General features: G+C 68.2%; 23 protein-coding genes and 1 pseudogene. 19 read left to right on the top strand and 5 right to left on the bottom strand.

Going from position 1 to position 20,914, the window contains the following annotated elements; translation table 11 throughout:
• The 3 genes and pseudogenes from KW83_RS15150 to KW83_RS22020 form a co-directional block, all read left to right on the top strand.
• Positions 1-913 (top strand): IS5 family transposase (locus tag KW83_RS15150; RefSeq protein WP_036180586.1); only part of this gene is annotated, 913 nt, incomplete at its 5' end.
• Positions 914-970: 57 nt separating this feature from the next.
• Positions 971-1,171: pseudogene (locus KW83_RS15145) on the top strand (hypothetical protein); the annotation flags it as partial.
• 7 nt (positions 1,172-1,178) lie between these two features.
• Positions 1,179-1,457: a hypothetical protein gene (locus KW83_RS22020; protein WP_081904637.1), complete on the top strand. Its 279-nt coding sequence runs from the start codon at positions 1,179-1,181 to the stop codon at positions 1,455-1,457.
• A gap of 242 nt (positions 1,458-1,699) precedes the next feature.
• Here KW83_RS22020 and KW83_RS15140 read toward each other — a convergent pair whose 3' ends face one another.
• On the bottom strand, positions 1,700-2,779 hold the full coding sequence (locus KW83_RS15140; RefSeq protein WP_152563611.1) for a hypothetical protein: 1,080 nt from the start codon (positions 2,777-2,779) through the stop codon (positions 1,700-1,702).
• Between the two features lie 236 nt (positions 2,780-3,015).
• Between KW83_RS15140 and rpsO the strand changes: the two genes are divergently transcribed.
• From rpsO to KW83_RS15095, 11 genes are all read left to right on the top strand, one after another.
• Entirely contained in the window at positions 3,016-3,285 is a 270-nt protein-coding gene (gene rpsO / locus KW83_RS15135) for a 30S ribosomal protein S15 (protein WP_036180579.1), read from the top strand.
• A gap of 421 nt (positions 3,286-3,706) precedes the next feature.
• Entirely contained in the window at positions 3,707-5,839 is a 2,133-nt protein-coding gene (pnp, locus tag KW83_RS15130) for a polyribonucleotide nucleotidyltransferase (protein WP_036180576.1), read from the top strand.
• A 153-nt stretch (positions 5,840-5,992) separates the two neighbouring features.
• Positions 5,993-7,027, top strand: coding sequence for a glycosyltransferase (locus tag KW83_RS15125; protein WP_036180575.1), 1,035 nt, complete (start codon positions 5,993-5,995; stop codon positions 7,025-7,027).
• Complete coding sequence (locus tag KW83_RS15120; RefSeq protein WP_036180573.1) at positions 7,024-7,806, top strand: hypothetical protein; 783 nt, start codon at positions 7,024-7,026, stop codon at positions 7,804-7,806. Before KW83_RS15125 ends, KW83_RS15120 begins: the two co-directional genes overlap by 4 nt.
• Positions 7,803-8,636, top strand: a complete 834-nt coding sequence (locus KW83_RS15115) for a hypothetical protein (RefSeq protein ID WP_051928554.1) — start codon at positions 7,803-7,805, stop codon at positions 8,634-8,636. The genes KW83_RS15120 and KW83_RS15115 overlap by 4 nt, the downstream gene beginning before the upstream one ends.
• 111 nt (positions 8,637-8,747) lie before the next feature.
• Positions 8,748-9,317: a L,D-transpeptidase gene (locus tag KW83_RS15110; RefSeq protein WP_036180570.1), complete on the top strand. Its 570-nt coding sequence runs from the start codon at positions 8,748-8,750 to the stop codon at positions 9,315-9,317.
• 143 nt (positions 9,318-9,460) lie between these two features.
• On the top strand, positions 9,461-10,876 hold the full coding sequence (locus KW83_RS15105; RefSeq protein ID WP_036180568.1) for a cytochrome ubiquinol oxidase subunit I: 1,416 nt from the start codon (positions 9,461-9,463) through the stop codon (positions 10,874-10,876).
• A 9-nt stretch (positions 10,877-10,885) separates the two neighbouring features.
• The gene (gene cydB, locus KW83_RS15100) at positions 10,886-11,905 is read left to right on the top strand and encodes a cytochrome d ubiquinol oxidase subunit II (RefSeq protein ID WP_036180565.1); all 1,020 of its coding nucleotides are present in this window, start codon (positions 10,886-10,888) and stop codon (positions 11,903-11,905) included.
• A complete protein-coding gene (locus tag KW83_RS20710; RefSeq protein WP_152563610.1) occupies positions 11,905-12,000 on the top strand; it encodes a DUF2474 domain-containing protein in 96 nt (31 codons plus the stop codon). The genes cydB and KW83_RS20710 overlap by 1 nt, the downstream gene beginning before the upstream one ends.
• A gap of 143 nt (positions 12,001-12,143) precedes the next feature.
• Entirely contained in the window at positions 12,144-12,293 is a 150-nt protein-coding gene (locus tag KW83_RS21225) for a hypothetical protein (protein ID WP_200879694.1), read from the top strand.
• A 164-nt stretch (positions 12,294-12,457) separates the two neighbouring features.
• Positions 12,458-13,582, top strand: coding sequence for a transporter substrate-binding domain-containing protein (locus KW83_RS15095; protein WP_036180564.1), 1,125 nt, complete (start codon positions 12,458-12,460; stop codon positions 13,580-13,582).
• Here the strand turns inward: KW83_RS15095 and KW83_RS15090 are convergent.
• Positions 13,555-14,469 carry a DMT family transporter gene (locus KW83_RS15090; RefSeq protein WP_051928553.1) on the bottom strand — a complete coding sequence of 305 codons (915 nt, stop codon included), beginning with the start codon at positions 14,467-14,469 and terminating at the stop codon, positions 13,555-13,557. The two genes, KW83_RS15095 and KW83_RS15090, sit on opposite strands and share 28 nt — an antisense overlap.
• 227 nt (positions 14,470-14,696) lie before the next feature.
• A complete protein-coding gene (locus tag KW83_RS15085) occupies positions 14,697-15,353 on the bottom strand; it encodes a peroxiredoxin (protein WP_036180562.1) in 657 nt (218 codons plus the stop codon).
• Positions 15,354-15,540: 187 nt separating this feature from the next.
• Here KW83_RS15085 and KW83_RS15080 point away from each other — a divergent pair, with 187 nt between their 5' ends.
• A complete protein-coding gene (locus KW83_RS15080) occupies positions 15,541-16,455 on the top strand; it encodes a VOC family protein (RefSeq protein WP_036180559.1) in 915 nt (304 codons plus the stop codon).
• 39 nt (positions 16,456-16,494) lie between these two features.
• The gene (locus tag KW83_RS15075; RefSeq protein ID WP_036180557.1) at positions 16,495-17,085 is read left to right on the top strand and encodes an alpha/beta hydrolase; all 591 of its coding nucleotides are present in this window, start codon (positions 16,495-16,497) and stop codon (positions 17,083-17,085) included.
• Between the two features lie 131 nt (positions 17,086-17,216).
• Here the strand turns inward: KW83_RS15075 and KW83_RS15070 are convergent, their stop codons facing one another.
• Both KW83_RS15070 and KW83_RS15065 read right to left on the bottom strand, forming a co-directional pair.
• Positions 17,217-17,876 (bottom strand): RluA family pseudouridine synthase, encoded by a 660-nt coding sequence (locus KW83_RS15070; RefSeq protein WP_036180555.1) that lies wholly within the window; start codon positions 17,874-17,876, stop codon positions 17,217-17,219.
• Complete coding sequence (locus KW83_RS15065; protein WP_036180553.1) at positions 17,854-18,309, bottom strand: GAF domain-containing protein; 456 nt, start codon at positions 18,307-18,309, stop codon at positions 17,854-17,856. The genes KW83_RS15070 and KW83_RS15065 overlap by 23 nt, the downstream gene beginning before the upstream one ends.
• 80 nt (positions 18,310-18,389) lie before the next feature.
• On the opposite strand from KW83_RS15065, the gene KW83_RS15060 reads away from it, so the two are divergent.
• The 3 genes from KW83_RS15060 (at position 18,390) to KW83_RS15050 (ending at position 20,889) form a co-directional block, all read left to right on the top strand.
• The gene (locus tag KW83_RS15060; protein WP_051928552.1) at positions 18,390-18,746 is read left to right on the top strand and encodes an STAS domain-containing protein; all 357 of its coding nucleotides are present in this window, start codon (positions 18,390-18,392) and stop codon (positions 18,744-18,746) included.
• Entirely contained in the window at positions 18,736-19,236 is a 501-nt protein-coding gene (locus KW83_RS15055) for an ATP-binding protein (RefSeq protein ID WP_036180550.1), read from the top strand. Before KW83_RS15060 ends, KW83_RS15055 begins: the two co-directional genes overlap by 11 nt.
• Before the next feature lie 75 nt (positions 19,237-19,311).
• Positions 19,312-20,889 carry a gamma-glutamyltransferase family protein gene (locus tag KW83_RS15050; RefSeq protein WP_036180547.1) on the top strand — a complete coding sequence of 526 codons (1,578 nt, stop codon included), beginning with the start codon at positions 19,312-19,314 and terminating at the stop codon, positions 20,887-20,889.
• Positions 20,890-20,914 lie beyond the last annotated feature (25 nt).

The raw sequence follows: 20,914 nt of genomic DNA, 5'->3' as shown, positions 1-20,914 counted from the left end.
CCGCTACCGCACGACGAACTGGTCCACCTACAACGATGCGCTCAGGAAGCGCGGGTCGCTGCTGATCTGGCTGGACAAGGAGATGACCTGGCACGCGCCGCATGAGGGACGCCCGGGGCGCCCCCCGGTCTTTTCGAATGCCGCGATACAGTTCTGCCTATCGATCAAGGTTCTGTTCAAGTTGCCGCTCAGACAGACTGCCGGGATGGTCGCCAGTCTGCTGCGACTCGCGGGGCTGGACTGGCCCGTTCCGGACTACTCGACCCTGTGCCGTAGGCAGAAGACCTTGAAGGTTCAGATCCCCTATCGCCGTGCTGGCGGGCCACTGAACCTGCTGGTTGATAGCACCGGCATCAAGTTCCTCGGCGATGGCGAGTGGCAGGCCCGGAAGCATGGCATTCAGGGTCGCCGCCAATGGCGCAAGGTGCATCTGGCGATGGACACCGCCACCTCGGATATCCTGGCCGTCGAGTTCACCCACAGCCGGGAAGGCGACAGCCCCGTCCTGCCGGACCTGTTGGGCCAGATCCCCGAAGACGAAGACATCGGCACCGTGACCGCGGACGGCGCCTACGACACCCGCCGCTGCCACGGCGCCGTCATCGCACGCGGTGGCACGGCAATCATACCCATCCGAAGGAACGGTCGGGCTTGGAAGGAGGACTGTCCGGCTGCCAAGGCACGCAACGAAACCCTGCGCGCCACGCGTCACTACGGTCGGGCGTTTTGGAAGCGGTGGACCGGATACCACGCCCGAAGCCGCGTGGAGGCCAAGATGCGATGCCTGAAGGCCTTCGGCGAGCGCATCGCCGCGAGAGACCCAGACCGCCAGACCGCCGAAATCCACATCCGTGTCGCCCTTATCAATCGCTTCAACGCGCTCGGCACCGCCGAGGTCGTCCGCGTGGCCTGAACCCGAACGGGAAAGGGACACTCACGCCTCAGGCGGCCTTTCTGCAACAAAAACCCCTACGAGGTGGAGATCCTCGACGGCGCGACCGTGAAACGCGTGCTGAGCGCGGCCACCACGAGCGCGATTTACACCGCCGCCGCCCAGACCGCCGACTGGGGCGCGCCGCTCGGCTCCGGCGACACGCTCGTTATCCGCATCTTCCAGCTTTCCGCCCTGATCGGGCGGGGTGCGCCGAAAACAGTGACGCTGACCATCTGAGGCCCCCATGTCCGACGCCGCGATCCATCTCCTGCTGCCCTACCTCCTCGCGGCGCAGGCCCAGAAGCATGTCACTCACAATGAAGCGCTGCGGATCCTCGACGGGTTCGTGCAGCTCTGGCCGAGCAACTCGGATGGGCGCATCGCCGACGTTGCTGCCGGTGATCTCGATGGCCCGGATCGTCGGACGTACGAAAGGCCGCCTGAACTCGAAACTGCACGCTGTCACCGATGCGATCGGACGACCGATCCGGATGTTTCTGAGCGGCCGCCAGACCAGCGATAGCATCGGTGCGCAGGCCATGGTGGGCGGATTGTCCAGAGTCGAGTGTCCCGATCCCTGGTCGAGCGCCAGAGGCGCGCATTCGGCCTTGTGGTGTGGCGCCAGGCCATCGCGGTCGGAGCTCGTGTCGGCGATACAACGACCGCGGCGAAAAGCCTGCTTTTTTGAAGGTCCAGCCCGTTTCTTCCTACCTCCGTCCGGTCTGCACCCCGGACAGAGGGGTCGGCCGCATCGGCGCGCTGGGGTCACCGCACTGTTGAGGTCCAGTCGATGCTCTGGGGCGCGCGAATGACGTCCAGGTCGTCCAGGCTGAAATCCGGCGCGTTCTGGACGTTCGCGACCTGCATGTTGCCGATCCATATCTGCGCTTCGTCGCCGCCCTCGGACGGACGGACGGACACCTCACCGTCCAGATCGGTTTCCACCCGCAGAATGTCGGCCCCCTTGTCGAAGAACCGGATCAAAGCCGACGGATCGCCCTGATCGACAATCTCTTCCGACACCACCTGCTGGACCGCGACGGTCGGCGGCCGGTCCTCTTCGATCTCCGCGCCGTCAGCGGCGGGTCCGGAGACGGTATCGGTCGGCGCCGGCACGATCGAGGCGTCCGCCCCCGCGGCGACGCCCGCCAAGTCCGGCCCGGCGTCCGACGGCACGGCGCAGGAGTATCCTTCGGGCGATGCGGCCGCCTCACCATTTTCGGCCGTCAGCCCGCCGGCCCCGTCCAGGAGCAAGTCTGTCAGGGGAATTGATGCGCCGTCGTCTCCGCGGATGCTTACGGCATCCGCCGGCACGGCGGAAAGGCCGGGAAAGCGCATCGTTACCGCGCCGTCGGGAACCTCGAACGTCAGGGACGGAGGCAGCGGCGGATCGACCGTATCGTTGCCGGGGTGGGTCAAATAGCCGGTCGTATTCAGCGGCACCTGCACGACCAGGGCGTCGCTGTCGGGATCGAAATCGAGCACATCGTGGACGCCGGGATCGATCTCGACGACATCCAATTCGTCCGGCAGTTCGGCGGGCGCATCGCCGGACGCGGGGTCCAGCCACGCCTCCGCGTCGCCGGGCGCGGCCCCGGCCTGGACGGCATCCGGGTGAAGCGCCGCATCGCTGCCGGCGTTGCCCGGACCGGCCGCTGAGTCGCCTGCGCCGGTCGGACCGGCCCCGGGGTCGCCGGTCCCGTCCGGATTACCGGATGCGGTGGTCAGAAGGTCGCCGTTGCGGCCGTCCGGAAGGTCGGGCGCCGCCTCCGCCTCTTCGTCGTCATCGCCGAGCCGCATCAGTTCCGGCAGCGCCAAACCGCCCAGAACCGCCGCCAAAATCATTCCGGTGAACATGTTGCCCCCAACCCCGACACACATCCTGCACGCTACTGGATGTTCCCTCATTGTTCCAATATATTCGACCGACGCGGTTAATGCGCCGGGGTCAACGGCGGATCTTTTCATTTTCGCGCGCTTGGTCTAGTCACCTGCCGGTCGCGCCTTCGCGCGGCAAGGGGCCCGGACTGGACGACATCCCGGACGGCGCCGTCACACCGGAACCATGAAGGAGACGCCCGATGTCGATCACGGCAGAAGACAAGCAGAAGGTCATCAAGGATTACGCGACGAAGGACGGCGATACCGGCTCGCCTGAGGTGCAGGTCGCGATCCTGACGCACCGCATTTCCGCGCTGACCGAGCATTTCAAGACCCACGCCAAGGACAACCATTCCCGCCGCGGTCTGCTCAAGCTCGTGGCACAGCGGCGCAAGCTGCTCGACTACACCAAGGCCCGCGACGAGGCCCGCTATCAGGATCTCATCAAGCGCCTGGGCATCCGCCGCTGAGGCGGCCGCCGGGCATACCGGCACAAACACGGCGAGAGACCGAAAGGGCCCCGGCGGGCCCTTTTTGCTGGGTCCGGTGCCGGAGTGCCGCCGGCCAGAACCCGGACGCCGCGGGGTGCCGGCGCAATCCCCGTCCGCAGCGCCGCCGGCCCGAACCGGGCCGCGACATGCGCGCGATTGCCGCGCGTGCCGGACGCGCGAAAAACGGTTGCCGGACGACCCCATGCACCGATCCCGTCGCACCGCGCCGCATCCGCACACCCCACTGGCCTTGAAACGCGAAATCCTGTAGGGGCGCCTGATCTGAGACGTGACGCCCTGACCCCGGCGCATGGAACGATAGGGGGGTCGGCGGCAATACGGCCGCCATGCAAACGGACCGGCGGAGAGGGCTCCGCGCGGCCCAGACAGGATACGACAGATGTTCAACGAGACCAAGAAATCGATGCAGTGGGGCGAAGAGACCCTCACGCTGGAGACCGGAAAAGTCGCGCGTCAGGCCGACGGATCGGTCATCGCCACGCTGGGCGAGACCAGCGTCATGGCCAACGTCACCTTCGCCAAGAGCCAGAAGCCGGGGCAGGACTTCTTCCCGCTGACCGTGCATTACAACGAGAAATACTATGCCGCCGGCAAGATCCCCGGCGGCTTCTTCAAGCGCGAGGCCCGTCCCACCGAGAAGGAGACGCTGACCTCCCGCCTGATCGACCGTCCGATCCGTCCGCTGTTCGTGCCGGGCTTCAAGAACGAAGTGCTGGTGATCTGCACCGTGCTGTCCCACGACCTGGTCAACGACCCCGACGTGGTGGCGATGATCGCCGCATCCGCCGCGCTGACGCTGTCGGGCGCGCCGTTCATGGGGCCGATCGCGGGTTGCCGCGTGGGGTACGAGGACGGCGACTACGTGCTGAACCCCGAGATCGACGACATGCACAAGCTGCGGGAAAACCCCGACCAGCGCCTGGATCTGGTCGTCGCGGGCACCAAGGACGCGGTGATGATGGTCGAGTCCGAGGCCTACGAGCTGTCGGAAGAGGAAATGCTCGGCGCGGTCACCTTCGCCCATGAGCAGATCCAGCCGGTGATCGACCTGATCATCGACCTGGCAGAGGCCGCCGCCAAGGAGCCGTTCGACTTCCAGCCGCCGGATTACGCCGACCTTTACGCCGCGGTGAAATCCGCCGGCGAGGAGAAGATGCGCGCCGCCTTCGCGATCACCGACAAGCAGGACCGCACCACCGCGATCTCCGGTGCGCGTGCGCATGTCATGGGCCAGCTGTCCGATGAGCAGACCGCCGACGAGAACCTCGGCGCGGCGTTCAAGAAGCTCGAATCGTCCATTCTTCGCGGTGACGTGGTCAAGGGCGGCAAGCGGATCGACGGCCGCGCCACGGACGAGGTCCGCGCCATCGTGGCCGAAACCGGCATCCTGCCCCGCACCCACGGCTCTGCCCTGTTCACCCGCGGCGAGACGCAGGGCCTTGTGGTCACCACCCTGGGCACCGGCGACGACGAGCAGATGATCGACGCGCTGAACGGCACCTACAAGTCGAACTTCATGCTGCACTACAACTTCCCGCCCTACTCGGTCGGCGAAGTGGGCCGCTTCGGCTTCACCGGACGGCGCGAGATCGGCCATGGCAAGCTGGCCTGGCGCGCGCTCCAGGCCGTCCTGCCCGCCGCGACCGACTTTCCATACACGATCCGCGTCGTGTCGGAGATCACCGAATCGAACGGCTCCTCCTCCATGGCCTCTGTGTGCGGCGGCTCGCTGTCGATGATGGACGCGGGCGTGCCCCTCAAGGCGCCGGTCGCCGGCGTCGCCATGGGCCTGATCCTGGAGGAGGACGGCGATTACGCGATCCTCACCGACATCCTGGGCGATGAGGATCACCTGGGCGACATGGACTTCAAGGTAGCGGGCACCGAAAACGGCATCACCTCGCTCCAGATGGACATCAAGGTGGCCGGGATCACGCCGGAGATCATGCGCAAGGCGCTGGAGCAGGCCCGCGCCGGGCGGATGCACATTCTGGGAGAGATGAACAAGGCGCTCTCCGAGACCGCCGAATTCTCCGAGCACGCGCCCCGGATCGAGACCATGCAGATCCCCACCGACAAGATCCGCGAAGTGATCGGCTCCGGCGGCAAGGTCATCCGCGAGATCGTGGAGACGTCCGGCGCCAAGGTGGACGTCAACGACGACGGGGTCATCAAGATCGCCTCGCCCAACGGAGAGGCCATCAAGCGCGCCTACGACATGATCTACTCCATCGTGGCGGAGCCGGAAGAGGGCAAGGTCTACAAGGGCACGGTCGTCAAGATCGTGGACTTCGGCGCCTTCGTGAACTTCTTCGGCAAGCGCGACGGGCTGGTGCACGTGAGCCAGATCGAAAGCCGCCGCCTCAACCATCCGTCGGACGTCCTGAAGGAAGGCCAGGAGGTCTGGGTCAAGCTTCTGGGATTCGACGACCGCGGCAAGGTGCGCCTGTCGATGAAGGTGGTGGACCAGGAGACCGGCCAGGAAATGGTCAAGGAAGACGCCGAGGGCTGAACCCTGTCCGACGCTCGACATCAGCGAGAGGCATCCGTTCGGATGCCTCTTCGCGTTCGGGGGCTCCCCGGCCGAACCCCGCCCGTTCGTGCCAATACGAGCAATCTCGCTTTCTACTTCGTCGCCGACGAACGATATGTTCCACCGGCACTGATGCAGGCGTCCCGCATCCGCCGATTGTGGAACGCCGATGTCCGCATCTTCGTGGAATCGGCCGGCGGGTCCGGTGGCGTCACGCGGCTGGGCGATGGGGTCTTTCGCCACGACAACCGCCTGATGCCGCTTTTGCCGCAGCCGCTGCCGGCGACGGATGACTGGCCGGCCATCGTCTACTGCCGCTTGTTCGCTCCGGCCCTGCTGCGCGACTACGGCCGGGTGATGTATCTGGACGCGGATATCTGTGTGATGGACCGGGACGACGCCCTCCTGTCGGTTCCGCTGCCGGGCGGTCTGGGGGCGGTGCAGGACGGCGCCTCTATCGGCAAGGGACCGGCCGGGACCGGCCTGAGCCGCGGTGAATGGCTCGCCTCGATCGGTCTGCGCGGGCAGCGCTATTTCAACTCGGGCGCCCTGCTCATCGACCCTGCGCCATGGGCCGACATCGACATGTCGGCCGAACTCGGCCGGTTTGCGACCCTTTGCGGTCCTGCCGTGATGATGCCCGACCAGGACTTCCTGAACTGGCTCTTCCAGGACAGATGGACCGAACTCAGCCCCCGCTTCAACTTCCAGCAGGCGCTGTTCAACGATGGGTTCGAGACCGTGTTTCCGCCGGTGTTCCTGCATTTCTCCAGCCGCGACAAGCCGTGGCAGGGCGCGGCCGACCCCGCCACCCCGCACGGCCAGCCGCATCCGCTCTACCGGCGTGAGATCGCGCACCTCGGGCACGACCCGGACCGGCTGGACTGCCGCAGGCCGGAATCGCTGCCGGTGGCGCTGCGGCGCAGGATCCGCCACGGCCTGACCCGGCTCGGGGCGACCACCGGCCGAGAGCGGCGTCTGCGCAGGGACTGGACATGCCGGTGCCGGGTCATGGCCGACGCCCTGATCGACGACATCGCCTGCGGACGCTACGCCGATCCTCATGTCGGCGCCGACGCACCGCTCCAGGATCCCGCGGCCGTCACTTTCGACGGCCGCCACCTGCGGCGTCCTCTGCATCTGGACCTGGCGGCCATGGAGCCATGACCACCGATCCCGTCCTTGTGTTGTGCATGAAATGGGGCAACCTCTACGGGGCCGATTACGTCAACAACCTGGCGCGCGGCGTCGCCCGGCACCTGTCGCGGCCGCACCGCTTCGTGTGCTTCACCGACGACGCCGCCGGGCTGGATCCGCAGGTCGAGGCGATGCCGCTGCCGGATCTGGGCCTGCCGCCCGGCCATGGCGACACGCGCTGGCGCAAGCTGGCGCTGTTCCGGCGCGATCTGGGCGGGTTGTCCGGCACCGCGCTGTTTCTGGACCTCGACCTGGTGATCGTGGACCGGCTCGATCCGTTCTTCGACCTGCCCGGCACCTTCCGCATCCTGCGCGACGACGACCTGTTCCGCGCCAAGCCTCTGCGCCGCCTCAACCCAGAGCGGGACCGCTTCCTGCATATGGTCGGCAATTCGTCGGTGTTTCGCTACCGGATCGGGCAGCACGCCCATGTGCTGGACGCCTTCCTGGCCGACCCGGTCGCCGCCACCCGCGATTACGAGATTTCGCAGCAGTTCCAGTCCGCCCAGCTCGCCGCGCGCGGTGAGCTGGACTACTGGCCCCGCGGCTGGTGCGTCAGCTTCAAGAACGACTGCGTGCCGCGCTACGCGGCAAGCTACCTGCGCGACCCGGCCGTGCCGGAGGGCGCCCGGATCGTCGTTTTCGCCGGCGCGCCCAAGATGTCCGACGTGCTGAACGGGACCGGCGGCAAGTGGTACCGCCGGATCGGCGACGTGGACTGGCTGGCACGCGCCTGGCGCGGAACATGACGCGGCCCGCAGAGCTGATCCGCGCCGCAAAGCACCGCTGGCGGGTCCGCCGCGCCCTCGCCGAGATCGCCGCCCGTCCGTTGCGCGTTTCGCCGCGCCCGCACGGGCTGAAAACGCCGCTGGTGGTCAGCCTGACCAGCTACCCGGCCCGGTTCGGGTGCCTGCATCACACGCTGGCCGCGCTGCTGTGCCAGACCGTCGCGCCGGACCGCGTGGTGCTCTGGATCGCGCGGGACGACATGGCGTCCCTGCCGCGCGCCGTCACCGACCTTGCGGCCCGGGGGCTGGAGATCGCGCCCTGCGGCGACCTGCGCTCCTACAAGAAGATCGTTCCGGCCCTGCACGCGATGCCGGAGGCGACCATCGTGACCGCGGATGACGACACCTACTATGGGGCCGGCTGGCTCGGATCCCTGGTCGCCGCGGGCGCGCCGGTCGTGGCCAACCGCGCGCATCGGGTGGCGCTGGACCCCGGCGGCGCGCCGGCGCCCTACCGCGACTGGCGGCGCAACATCCCGCATCCGGAAACCGGGCCGCTGGTGTTTCCCACCGGGGTCGGCGGGATACTCTACGCCCCCGGCACGCTGCATCCGGACGTCTGCCGCCGCGACCTCTTCGACGCGCTGGCGCCCGGCGCCGACGACGTCTGGCTCTACTGGATGCACCGGCTCTGCGGCAGCCGGCCGGAAAAGGTCGGCGGCCCGATGCGCCTCATCGAATGGCCGGGAACCCAAGGCACGGCGCTGCGGCAGGCGAACCTGGTGCAATCGGGCAACGACCGCGCCATCGCCGCACTGACCGCCCGTTACGGGTTTCCTCAGCCGCAATAGCCACTGACAACTATCGCCTGAGAAGATAACGTTCGTGTCAACGCGGGTCCGGGATCCGCCTGGATCGTTTAAGTGTTGCCTCCGAACGGCTGAGAAAAAAGGGATTTCGCCATGCAAAGAAGAGAGTTCATGACCACCGGCCTTGCGGCCCTGGGCGCCAGCCTGCTGGGCTCTGCCGCATCCGCCCAAACGCTTCCGCCCCGGCTGCAACCCGCCCTGGTGACGCTGCGCCAGCCGCTCCCGGTCGGTGAGGTGCACGTGTTTCCCGACCATTTCCAGCTCTTCTGGACCCTGCCTAACCAGCAGGCCTGGCGCTACGGGATCCGCGTCGGGCGCGAGGGTCTGTATGAGCCCGGCCGCTACTACGTCGGCGCCAAGAAGGAGTGGCCGTCCTGGAAGCCGACGCCCGGGATGATCGAGCGCGAGCCGGAGAAATACGCCCAGTTCGCAGAGGACGGCATGGAGGGCGGCATCGACAACCCGCTGGGCGCCCGCGCCCTCTACCTGTTCGAGCCGGGCCGCGGCGACACCTTCCTGCGCATCCACGGCACGTCGGACCCCAGCACCATCGGACGCGCCGTGTCGAACGGCTGCGCGGGCCTGCTCAACGAGCATGTCAAGATCCTCTACGACCAGGTGCCCATGGACACGACCGTGGTGCTCTACCCCAAGATGGTCTGACGCGCCCCGGGCGGCGGGGCGCCCTGCGTCCCGCCGCCCGCCTCCTGCGCGGCAACTGCGACATCACGCAGCGCCGCCGCTGCGTGGACTCCCCCGGCCGGATGGCTATCTAACGGGCATCATCTCATAAAAGGGCCCATGCGATGGATACCTTCCTCGGTCTCGACGCATTGATGCTGGCGCGGATACAGTTCGCATTCACCATCGCGTTTCACTTCATCTTCCCCGCCTTCTCGATCGGACTGGCAAGCTATCTGGCCGTGCTGAACGGGATGTGGCTGAAGACCGGGGACCGCGTCTATCTCAGGCTCTTCAAGTACTGGGTGAAGATCTTCGCGATCTCCTTCGCCATGGGCGTCGTGTCCGGAATCGTCATGTCCTACCAGTTCGGCACCAACTGGTCGGTGTTCTCGGACCGGGCGGGGCCGGTGATCGGTCCGCTCATGGCCTATGAGGTGCTCACCGCCTTCTTCCTGGAGGCCGGGTTCCTGGGCATCATGCTCTTCGGCCGGGAAAAGGTCGGCCCCCGGCTGCACATGTTCGCCACGCTGATGGTCGCCGTGGGCACGGCGATCTCGGCCACCTGGATCCTGTCGGTGAACTCGTGGATGCACACGCCCCAGGGCTTCGTCATGGGCGAGAACGGCCAGTTCCTGCCCGACGACTGGCTGGCGATCATCTTCTCGCCGTCCTTCCCCTACCGTCTCGCCCATACGCTGACGGCGGCCTATCTGGGCACCGCGTTCATCGTCGGCGGCGTCGGCGCCTGGCACCTGCTGCGCGGGCGCCAGACCAACCGCGGCGTCAAGATCATGTTCTCCATGGCCATGTGGATGGCCGCTGTGGTCGCGCCCCTGCAGGTGTTCCTGGGCCATGAGCAGGGGCTGAACACCTATGAGTATCAGCCGAACAAGGTGCTGGCGATGGAGGGCCATCTCCAAAGCTACGATAACGGCATCCCGCTGATCCTGTTCGGCATTCCGGACCAGGAGGCAGGTATAGTACGCTACAAGGTCGAAATCCCCAAGCTCGGCGGTCCGATCCTGGGCAAGGGCTGGAATGCCTCCATGGACGGGCTGGACACCGTGCCCGATGCGGACGAGCCTCCGGTCGCCGTCGTCTTCTGGTCGTTCCGCATCATGGTCGGCCTGGGGATGCTCATGGTCGTCGTCGGGTTCTGGTCGCTCTGGTCGCGCTACCGGGGCAACCTGCACTATGACCGGTGGCTTCACCGCGCCGCGCTGCTGATGGCGCCGTCGGGCCTGGTCGCGATCATCGCCGGCTGGGTCACCACGGAGGTCGGCCGGCAGCCCTACACCATATACGGGCTGATGCGCACCGGAGAGTCGGTCTCGCCGATCGCGGCGCAGGCGGTGGGCGCGTCGCTCATGGCTTTCGTGGTGATCTATTTCTTCGTCTTCGGCGCGGGGATCATGTATCTTTTCAAGCTCATGGCCAAGGCGCCCGAGATCGGCGAGCCGGAAAGCGACACCTCGGGTCCGATCCGGACCGCCGGCATCACACCGGGCGCCGGTCCCGAAGTCAGCCCAGCAGAGTAAGGACAGACCATGGACATCAGCCTCGACCTGACGGTCGCCTGGGCCCTCCTCCTGGCTTTCGCCGTCTATGTCTACGTGGTGCTCGACGGGTTCGACCTGGGCATCGGGATCCTCTACCCCGCGTTTCCGGCCAAGGAAGACCGCGACCTGATGATGAACACCGTGGCGCCGGTCTGGGACGGGAACGAAACCTGGCTGGTGCTGGGCGGCGGCGGGCTCTTCGCCGCCTTTCCCCTGGCCTATGCGATCATCATGCCCGCGCTCTATCCGCCGATCATCGCCATGCTGCTGGCCCTGGTGTTCCGCGGCGTCGCGTTCGAGTTCCGCTGGCGCGCGAATTCGGCCTTCACCCGGCGGTTCTGGGACTGGGCGTTCATCGGCGGCTCGACCGTGGCGGCGCTGGCGCAGGGCATCACCCTGGGGGCGCTGCTGCAGGGGATCGACGTCGACGGGCGCCAGTACGGCGGCGGCTGGTGGGACTGGCTGACGCCGTTCACCGTGATCTGCGGTCTTGCGGTGGTCGCCGGCTACGGACTTCTGGGGGCCTGCTGGCTCAACTGGAAAACCAGTGGCGAGCTTCGTGACAAATCCCGCCGTATCGCCCGCCTGCTGGGCTTCGTCACGGTGGGGTTCATCGGCATCGTGTCGCTCTGGACACCGTTCCTGGAGGCCGCGTACTTCCAGCGCTGGTTCGCCTGGCCCGAGATCCTCCAGGTCTCACCGATCCCGGTGCTGGTCGCGGGCTTCATCGTCCTGCTGGCCCGCGAACTCTACAACGAGGCGAACGACTGGATGCCCTTCGTCCTGGTGCTGGGCCTGTTCGGCCTGTGCTTCGTCGGGCTGGGGGTCAGCATGTGGCCCTACGTGATCCCGACGGAGGTCACGATCTACGACGCCGCCAGCCCGTACAAGTCGCAGCTGTTCATGTTCGTGGGCGCGGTCGTCCTGGTGCCGCTGATCCTGGGCTATACCGCCTATGCCTACTACGTGTTCCGCGGCAAGATGGAGAAGGGCGAAGGCTACCACTGATGCTGCGGAAACTGGCATGGTTCGTGGCGCTCTGGGTCTTTGGCGTCGGCGCGCTGGCGGTGATTGCCTACGGCATCCGCCTGATGATCCTCTGAGCGCCGGCGGCGCGGCATCCGGTCGGCGCCATGCGTACCGTGCATGGCGCCTCTGCCTGTCCGTCGATTGAAAACAGGCTCCGGAACGAAGATGTGAGCGGTACCGGTACCGATACCGGCCACATCGACCAAGGAGCCGACCAATGTCTTTCGTCAACCGCTTCAGCAAGCGCGCCGCCTACCTCCGCACCGCCCGGGAGCTTCGCAACCTGCCCCTCGACGTGGCGCTCGATCTCGACATCGACCGCAAGGATGCCAACCGCATCGCCCATCGCGCCGTCTACGGCGCCTGAGATGCGCAGGCCTTCGCCGGGCGCGGATGACGCGCCGCCGGCCCGGACCCCCGACCGGGACTCCTGAACGGGCAGACATCGCGTCTGCCCGTTCTTCGCTGCCGGCCGCCACCGCCCGGGCACCGGGCTTTGACCGCGCCGCGCGCCCGGTCTAGCGTCGCGCCATGATCAGAACAGTCCTTTTCGCCGCCGCCCTTCTTGCCACGCCCCTGTCCGCGCAGGAGGAGTCGCCCTCGGCCAGCCAGCCCGCCCTGGGCGGGCCGACCGAAACCGGCACCGCGCCCGACACGCTCATCGTCGCAACCCGTGAGGCCCCGCCCTTTGCCTTCCGCGGCGCGGATGGCGAATGGACCGGCATCGCGCTGGAGATGTGGGCCGCGCTGGCCGATGAGCTGGACCTGTCCTACCGGCTGGAAGAGGCAAGCCTCGACGACATGATCGCCGGCACCGCGGACGGGCGGTACGGCGCCGCGGTGGCCGCGCTGTCGATCACCCCCGCGCGTGAGGAGCGTGTGGATTTCACCTTTCCGTTCTACTCCACCGGCCTTGGCATCGCGGTCGATCCCGGCGCCGACGGCGGCTGGCTGCGGGTGGTCCGCAACTTCTTCACCTGGCAGTTCCTGGCGGTGCTGGCCGGACTGTCCGCGGTGCTTCTTGCCGCGGGCGCCGCGGTCTGGTTCTTCGAGCGTCGCGGCAACCCGGACGAATTTCCCCGCGCGCCGGTCAAGGGGCTCGGCGACGGATTCTGGTGGGCGGCGGTCACCATGACCACCGTAGGCTACGGCGACAAGAGCCCGCGCACCCTGGGCGGCCGGATCGTCGGACTGGTCTGGATGTTCACCGCCATGATCATCGTCGCCAGCTTCACCGCCGCCATCGCCGCGTCGCTGACCGTAGGCCAGCTCGGCGGACGGGTCGCGGGGTTGTCGGACCTCGATTCGGTGCGGGTCGGCGCGGTGGCGGACAGCTCCGGCTTGGACGATCTGGCGGAACGGCGCATCGACGCGGCCGGCTACGACAGCGTCGCCGCCGGGCTCGACGCGCTGGAAGCCGGCCGCATCGACGCCTTCGTTCACGACCGGCCCCTTCTGCTCTTCACCGCCCGGGAAGCGCGCGAGGGCCGGGTCCGCGTCCTGGAGGACACCCTGGGGCGTCAGGATTACGGCATCGCCCTTCCCGAAGGCTCCGACCTGCGGGAGCGTCTGAACCGTGCGCTGCTGGCCTATGTGCGCAGCCCGAACTGGGGCGCGCTGACCCGCCGCTACCTGGGCGCCGCCGACGACGGGTAGAGGGCCGCGGCGCGGCGGCCCCGGATCGTCCGCCGCCGCTGGTCCCACAGATAGACGGCCAGGGTCGCGACCACGACGCCGCCCCCCAGAAGCGCCCTGGGGCCCACCGCCTCGCCGATCGCGGCCCAGACCGCGAGCGGGCCCAGCACGGTCTCCAGCAACAGCAGCAGGCTCACGTTCGCGGCCACGGTGTAGCGGGACGCGACGTTGAAGGCGGTGAACGATACCGGCAGGATCACCAGCCCCGCGATCCAGATCGCCGGCAGCCAGCCGTCGGTGCGGGTCATGGACTCCACCGACAGCGCCGCGGCCAGCCCGGCCGCCAGCGCGCCGGCGCCCATGGTCGACAGCACCGGCAGATCCGGCGCCGCCCGAAAGATGGTGAAGGTCGCCGCCAGGATCGCCGCCACGCCCAGCCCGGCGACGGCCCCGAACAGCGCGCTGCCCTGCCCGCCCGCGCCGCCGCCACCGGACACCGACAGCGCGATCCCCCCCAGCACCACCGCCGATGCGGCCAGCGTGCTCGGGGTCATGCGGTCGCCCAGAGCCATCGCCCCCAGCAGCCCCGACAGCAGCGGCACCGTCGCCACGGCCACCAGCACGACCGCCACGGGCGCATGGGCGATCCCGTAGGCGAAGAGGCTGGCGTTCGCGGCCTGGCACGCCGCCGCACCCAGCCCCGCGGGCGTGGCGAGCGCCGCAAGATCTCCGCGCCGGTCGCGCGACAACACCAGCCACACCGACCAGAGCGCCGCGGCCATCAGCAGACCCCGCCACGCCACCATCTGCGCCGCCGACAATCCCGACAGGCGCATCAGCAGCGTGTCGGGCACGATCACCAGGGCGCCGAAAAGCGCGATCCCGATCCCTCTGAGGTTGCTGTCCATGCCCGGCACCTACGCGACACCGCCGGGCTTGGCGAGATGCCGCATCAGGCCCCCGCGTCGCGGTCCGCCGCGGCCGTTCCGCCGGCACGGCGCCCTCCGACCGGACCGGCCGGCCCCCGTCGCCGCCCGGCGGATCGCCGCGCCCCTCACGGCGGCGGCGCTGCGCACCGGCAACGGCATCCGACGCACCGCGAGCGCGGCCCCCCGCGTCCGGGCGGACGCCGGTGTCAGCCCGGCTGTTTCGTCGTGCGCAGATAGGGCAGCTTCTGGTCGAAACCGCCGAACTTCTCCCTGGCCTCCTCATCGGACACGGCCCCGGTGATGATCACGTCGTCGCCGCGGGTCCAGCCGGCGGGCGTCGCCACCTTGTGCTCGGCCGTCAGCCGGATCGAATCCAGCGCGCGCAGGATCTCGTCGAAATTCCGTCCCGTGGTCATGGGGTAGGTCATCGACAGTTTCACCTTCTTGTCCGGCCCGATGATGAACACCGTGCGGACCGTGGCGTTGTCGGCGGGCGTGCGGCTCTGCGGGTCGCCATCGGCCTCCGCCGGAAGCATGTCGTAGAGCTTGGCCACCTTCATCTCCGGGTCGCCGATCATCGGATAGGCCACCGAATTGCCGGTATAGCTGTGGATGTCGGACTTCCACTTGTGATGGTCGTCCACCGGATCGACGGAGACCCCGATGATCTTGGCGTTCCGCTCGGCGAAGGCATCGGCCATCCCCGCCATCATCCCCAGCTCGGTCGTGCAGACCGGGGTGAAGTCCTTTGGGTGGCTGAAGAGCACCGCGTAGCCGTCGCCGATCCAGTCGTGAAAGCGGATTTCCCCTTCCGTGGAATCGGCGGTGAAGTCGGGGGCCGTATCGTTGATGCGAAGTCCCATGGAATCCTCCTTTGACAGCATTGCCACTGACGTAGTGGCCAGGCACGCCGCCGCAAATGGGTGCGGCACGAAAAGAGCCGGGGTTCCACCGCGGGACCATGTGCGCAGGCGCACCCCGCCTATGCCGAAAACGGTATGGCGTGCGGTTTCGCGGCGCCCTATGTCCCCGGACGACAGGAGGAACGTCATGCTCACTGAGATCAACGGATTGCACCACGTCACGACCATCGGCTCGGATCCGCGGGCCATCGACGGATTCTGGACCGGCACGCTGGGTCTGCGGCGGGTCAAGAAGACGGTGAATTTCGACGCGCCGGACATCTATCACCTCTACTACGGCGACGATCTGGGCCGGCCCGGCACCGCCATGACCTACTTTCCGTTTCCCGGCGCCGCGCCCGGCCGCCGCGGCACGGGAGAGGTGGCAGAGGTCCGCCTGGCGATCCCGCAGGGTGCGGCCCCGTTCTGGGCCGACCGGCTTGGAACCGGCGTCTCCGCGGACCCGTTCGGCGCGCCCGCCGTGGCCGTCTTTGCCCCGGACGGCGACGCGTTCCTGCTGGTCGAGAGCGACGATCCCCGCCCCGCCGCGACGGCCGCCGTCGCCCCCGACCGCGCGATCCGCGGCTTTCACTCCGTCGCCGCGGTCCTGCGCGACACCGCCGGCACGGCGGATCTGCTGCGCCTCATGGGCTACCGGGAGACGGCGCGGGACGGAGCGGCCACCCGCTTCGCCATCGACGGCGGCCGGGCCGGGGCCGTGGACCTGATCGCCCGCCCCGACGCGCCCGATGCCCGCCAGGGCGCCGGATCGGTCCACCACATCGCCTTTTCCGTGGACACCCGCGCCCGCCAGCTCGACGTCCGGACGGCGCTGACCGACCACGGGTTCGACGTCACGCCGGTCATCGACCGGGACTACTTCTGGGCGATCTATTTCCGCAGCCCCGGCGGCATCCTCTTCGAGATCGCAACCGACGAGCCCGGCTTCGACCGCGACGAGCCGCCGGAGACGCTGGGCACCGCGCTGAAGCTGCCCGCCCGGCACGAGCATCTGCGCGACCGGCTGGAGAAACAGCTCGTCCCCCTCGACGCGGGGCGCTAGGTCGAATGGAACGCGGACAGCGCAGGGGGCGGCGGCACGATGGGATATGAGGCTTTGCGCGACGCCGGTAGCGATGGCCGGCTGGCGGTTACCTTCCACGCCACCGGGGCCGACGCGTCGCAGTTGCACGGACTGGCGCGGACCTTCCTGCCTGAGGCCCACGCGGTCTCTCCGCAGGGCGACGTGTCGGAGGGCGGTGCGATGCGCTTTTTCCGCCGCACGGCCGAAGGGGTCTACGACATGGAGGACCTGGCCCTGCGCGTTGACGCCATGGCGGCGTTCCTGCGCCGGGAAATCGCCCGTACCGATGCCGCCCACGTCACCGGGATCGGCTATTCCAACGGCGCCAACATCCTGGCCGCGACGGCCATGGCCGAGCCCGACATCTTCGACGCGATGGTGCTGATGCATCCGCTGATCCCCTGGCTGCCGGACCCGCAGCCGGAGCTGGCCATGACGCGCGTCCTCATCACCGCCGGCAGGGCGGACCCGATCTGCCCGCCGGGGATGACCCAGGGACTGGCCGACTGGTTCACCGCCCAGAAGGCCGACTGCCTGCTCGCCTGGCATCCCGGCGGCCATGAGGTTCCCCAGTCCGAAATCGACGCGGTCCGCGCGTTCCTGGTCTGACGGCCCGGCCTGCCGCCGCGCTCTGCGGTCGTCCGGCAGCGAGCGGAACTCTTACGGAACTCCTACAGACCTCCTACGGAAATCCGACGCGCCGAAAAGCGGGTTTTCGCGGGTCCATGGGTGCGGTCCGCTCAGAACGGTGCAGGTGCCGCAAAGCGCATCGCCCGCCCTCCGGTCGGATGGCGCAGCTCCAGCACTTCGGCATGGAGCATCATCCGCGGCCAGTCCCGCGCCGCCCCTTCGGCATAGAGCGTGTCGCCCAGGATCGGGTGGCCCAGCGACAGCATATGCACCCGCAACTGGTGCGAGCGGCCCGTGACCGGCCGCAGCCGCAGCCGGGTCTCGTCGCCGCTGCGCGCCTCCACGGCCCAGTCCGTCCGAGCCGCGCGGCCCTTTTCGTGGTTCACATGCTGGCGCGGGCGGTTCTCCCAGTCCACGCAGAGCGGCAGGTCCACGCGCCCGTGCGCGCCGGCGACCGCACCCGCCACCCGCGCCACGTAGCTCTTCGACGTCTGCCGCTTCTCGAACTGCAGACCCAGGTGCCTCTGGGCATGGGCGTTGCGCGCGAAGACCATGACGCCGGACGTGTCGCGGTCCAGCCGGTGAACCAGCAGAACACCGGGAAACTCATCCTCCAGCCGCGCGATCAGGCAGTCGGCAAGCGCCGCACCCTTGCCCGGCACGGACAAAAGCCCGGCGGGCTTTTCCACCGCCAGCAGATCGGCATCCGCATGGAGCACCCTCGGCGGCCCGTCGGGCGGCAGGTAGTCAGAGACGACAGAACGTGGCATCCAGGATCCGCCCAAGCCCCTCCGCATCTGCCTCGCCGAACGCATCCGGCTGGTCGCTGTCGATGTCGAGCACCGCGATGATCTGGCCGCCGCCGTCCCGCACCGGCAGGACGATCTCGCTCCGGGTCGAGCCTGCGCAGGCGATATGGCCTTCGAACGCGGTGACGTCCGGCACGATCTGCACCTCGCCCGACCGGGCCGCGGCGCCGCAGACACCCCTGTCGAACGGGATCGTCAGGCAGCCGTGCCCGCCCTGATAGGGCCCGATCTTCAGCTCTCCGGGCGCGGTCACGCGGTAGAACCCGGTCCAGTCGAATCGCGCATCGCTCTGATGTATCTCACAGGCCACGGTCGCCATGAGGGCGGCCGGGTCGGTCTCCGCCTCCGTGAGGCTAGCCACGCGCGCGGCAAGGGCCGCGTAGTCGATCTGCATGTCGTTCCCCATGTCGCCCGTTGTTAAGCGGCTGTTAGCATACGAGCACGTAAGTTGAACGCGCAACCACTGGAGGCCACATGAGACTCGAGACCGAATCGACTCCCCAGACGCTGGTGGTCCGGGTGCTGGAAGACAGGCTCGACGCGGCCGTTGCCGTGCAGTTCAAGGACGCGATCCGGGATCTCGCATGCGACGCCCCGGATCGCGTGATCCTGGATCTGGGTGAGGTCATGTTTCTGGACAGCTCCGGCCTGGGTGCCGTCATTGGCGCGATGAAACTGCTCGCCCCGCGGTCGCAACTGGAACTTGCGCGCCTGAACCCCGCCGTCATCAAGGTGTTCACGCTTACGCATATGGATAGGGTGCTGACCATCCACACCGATCTCCCCTTCATTCCGCCGGTTCCGGTCGAGGATCGGCTTCATGCCCGCTGAGTCGCACACGACCGGCGTCACCCTTCGGGCCGTCGCCCGCTCGAACGGACGCAGAGAATTGCGGATCATCTTCCCGGCGCTGCCGATGGCGGTCCGTGATGCCCTCGTCTCTACCCTGGGCGGGCTGCGGGACATGGGCATGGGCGACGACGATGCGATCCAGACAGAGCTGGTGATGGCGGAGGTGTTCAACAACATCGCCGAACACGCCTATGCGGGACGCGAGGACGGCATCATCGAATTGCGCCTGCTCCAGGAAAGCGACCGGCTGACCTGCACGGTCATCGACGGGGGCCAACCGATTCCGGGCAGCGACCTTCTGGGCATCGACCTGCCGCCAAGCGACGGCTGCATCGCCTCCCTGCCGGAAGGCGGCTTTGGCTGGTATCTCATTCGCACCCTGACGAGCGAGATGTCCTACACGCGGGAGGGGCAGAAGAACGTACTGCGGTTCAAGGTCGATCTGACCCGCCGCATGCGCGCCGTCTGACACAAGGCGGCCGGCGCCTTTCCTTTCGGTCTGACGCGGCCTAGCTTGCGCCGGACCACAGCGCGAAAGGCCGCTATGAGAGACTTTCACCTCCCCGGCAGATCGCCGGTTTTCGCCACCAACGGGATGTGCGCAACGTCCCACCCGCTGGCCGCGAAGGTGGCGGTACAGATCCTTGAATCCGGCGGGAACGCCGTGGACGCTGCCATCGCGGGCGCCGTCCTTCTCGGGCTGGCAGAGCCGCAGATGACCGGGATCGGCGGCGATTGCTTTGCCCTGATCGCCAAGCCGGATGGCACGGTCCTGGCGCTGAACGGGTCGGGCCGGGCGCCGGCCGGGCTCGACGCGGACGCCCTGCGGGCCGCCGGGCATCGCGCGATGCCGCTCCATGACGCCCATGCGGTCACGATACCGGGCGCCATCGACGCATTCTGCCGTCTCTCCGCCGACCATGGCCGCGCCGGACTTGCCACGTCTCTCGCCCCTGCCATCCACTATGCGGAAGCCGGGATCCCGGTGACCCACCGCGTCGCCTTCGACTGGCGCCTGGACGCGGAGACACTGACGGGCGCGGCGCGGTCGCATTATCTTGTGAACGGGACCGTCCCGCGGGAGGGTCAGCTTTTCCGCGCGCCCCATCAGGCCGAGATCCTGCGCCGCGTCGCCACGGACGGCCGCAGCGCGTTCTATGAGGGCGAAATCGCGCAGGACATGGTGGATAGCCTGGCCGCGATGGGCGGGACCCACCGGATGGAGGATTTCGCCGCCTGCGCCGCCACCTACGCCGATCCGATCCGCGGCGCCTATCGCGGCGCGGAGCTGGTCGAACATCCGCCCAATGGCCAGGGCGCCACCGCGATCCTGCTGGCCAATATCCTGGCCGAGTTCGACATCGCCACCATGGAGCCGCTGGGCGCCGAACGCGTGCACCTGGAGGCGGAGGCCGCGAAACTGGCCTATGACGCGCGCGACCGCTTCGTCGCGGATGCCGATTACACGACCCGCCTGGCCCATATGCTGTCCCCGGACACCGCCCGCGCGCTCGCGGCCCGGATCGACCCCGACCGCGCCATGGCCGCACCTGCAGAATTGTCGGAAGCCGTGCACAAGGATACCGTCTATATCACGGTGGTTGACTCGGACCGGATGGCCGTGTCGCTGATTTACTCGATCTTCCACGGGTTCGGCTCCGGCCTCGCCTCGGACCGCTTCGGCATCCTGTTTCAGAACCGCGGGGCAGGCTTCACGCTGGAGGCGGGCCACCCGAACGAGGCCGCGGGCGGCAAGCGCCCGATGCACACGATCATCCCGGCGATGCTGGCCAGAGACGGACGGATCGACATGCCGTTCGGTGTCATGGGCGGCGCCTATCAGCCGAACGGCCACGCGCGGTTCCTATCCGGAATCGTGGATTTCGGCCTCTGTCCCCAGGCCGCGATCGATGCGCCCCGCAGCTTCGCCGACGGCGGCAAGCTCAAGGTGGAGCGTGGCTATACCGATGCCGTCCGCCAGGCACTCGCCGACAAGGGCCACGAGGTCGTGATCCCCGACACCGCCATCGGCGGCGCGCAGGCCATCCGCATCGACCATGACCTGGGCGTGCTCGAAGGCGGATCGGATCCGCGCAAGGACGGCTGCGCCCTGGGATACTGAGAAAAGCACGATGCCGATCACCCCT

It is taken from the genome of Palleronia rufa (assembly GCF_000743715.1).
Taxonomy (GTDB): Bacteria; Pseudomonadota; Alphaproteobacteria; order Rhodobacterales; family Rhodobacteraceae; genus Palleronia; species Palleronia rufa.
Note: the sequence above shows the minus strand (reverse complement) of the source record. Positions and strands in the feature narration are given on the sequence as shown.